The sequence below is a fragment of the Pseudomonas fluorescens genome (genome assembly GCF_000967965.1).
GTDB classification, from domain to species: domain Bacteria; phylum Pseudomonadota; class Gammaproteobacteria; order Pseudomonadales; family Pseudomonadaceae; genus Aquipseudomonas; species Aquipseudomonas grandcourensis.
Genome location: NZ_LACC01000047.1, coordinates 1 through 1,445, shown reverse-complemented (window position 1 = coordinate 1,445; position 1,445 = coordinate 1). Strand labels below are relative to the sequence as shown.

1 protein-coding gene is annotated in these 1,445 nt (G+C 56.5%); it reads right to left on the bottom strand.

Annotation, left to right across the window (positions count from 1 at the left end; translation table 11 throughout):
* Positions 1–9: 9 nt before the first annotated feature.
* Positions 10–1,341 carry an IS4 family transposase gene (locus VC35_RS26830; RefSeq protein WP_046043683.1) on the bottom strand — a complete coding sequence of 444 codons (1,332 nt, stop codon included), beginning with the start codon at positions 1,339–1,341 and terminating at the stop codon, positions 10–12.
* Positions 1,342–1,445 lie beyond the last annotated feature (104 nt).

The window sequence follows — 1,445 nt, the reverse complement described above, 5'->3', positions numbered from 1 at the left end:
TAATGCCAGTCAGTTAAGCTGACTGGCATTTTTATTTCTGATCGGATACTTCGGTGATTTGAGCCGGATGGCGCGAGGATAAATACGCTCCTCTCGCCGATGAGGCAGGACATAGTGCGGGGCTGAGGCATGAAGCTCGGCCAGGTACTTGGGGATGTTCCCGGAGCGGTCTGCCGAGACACTGTTGATAAACCCTAAAATCGCCCAGGTACACGCGCTAAAGCTCATTTCACACGGGTAAATACCTGGACAGTGACGACTCATTTCCACCATCTGATAGCGCAACAAGTTGTAGCCCAGCAACACACCCCACAGTTCCTGCTCGATCATCTCGGGTGTCTTGCTACGCAGCGTATAGCTACTGTTGAGCAGAGTCTGTTTCATCTCTCGAAACCCTAATTCGATCTCCCATCGCTGGCTGTACAGGTCGACAATTTCGTCGGGCGGGAAGCGCAGCGGGTCGGCCATTGACGTCAGAATCTGACAAACCTTGCCCTTGACGGTTTTGCTCAGGAGTCGCGCGGTCAGGCGCTCGGGTAGCCCCGGCCATTGTTTGCGGGCTTGCGGCGAAGTGCTTAACAAGACAACAGCATCCTGGCGCCCCAAACGCTGAACCACTTCGTACTGCGCGCCTTTTTTCAGTGGCATCAGCCAATGCCGCTCGGTGCCTGCTTGCTGCCACTGATGCAGCAAGCCCAAGGAGTAAAAGCCACGATCGAACAGCGTCAACGAGTGATCGGGCGTGTTTTCGATCAGTTGTTCCGCCAGTTTCATTTCGTTGCTGCGATAGCCGTCAAAAGCGCTGCCGATCAGCAAATGGCTGGTCAGCTCCATTTGGCAGACCATGCGTACCTGAGGAAAACCGGTATCGCCATGCTGGTTGCTGGCGGAGTCGTAACGTGCACGGTTTTCGGGTGTATCGGGCGTTCGCCAGACGACGCCGTCGACCCCCAGCAAACGCAACCCGGCCCAGGTCGGATGGCCGGCCGCTTCATGCCAGCTTTTCTGCGTCAGATCGAAGACCTGTCGTACCGCCTCGCTGCCCAATCGCTGACGGGCCTGGACTACGGCGCTGGGCGCGACCAGCGGGCGTTGCCCGGGCAGCATGATGTTCATGCGACTGACCACATCCCACGCCGACATGCGCCGGAAAAACGCCATGGAGATGACGCACCAAAGCATCATTTCCAAGGGTAAGCGCCGCTTGCGCAAGGTAGCGACACCGGCTTGTTCCAAGGCCTGTTCGACCAGCGATGGATCAAGCAACGAGTCCAATCCCTCGAGGGAATTGGGAGTCGAGACGAAGTTGTGGGTCAGTTCCAGTGCCCGAGCCAGACGCATAAAAAAATCCGATGCCTATTCAGGCATCGGATTTTGATTTCTTGCGGCCAAAGGTCAAGCAACGAGGCTTAACTGATCGGCATTACCCCGCAGGGTGCTTCTTT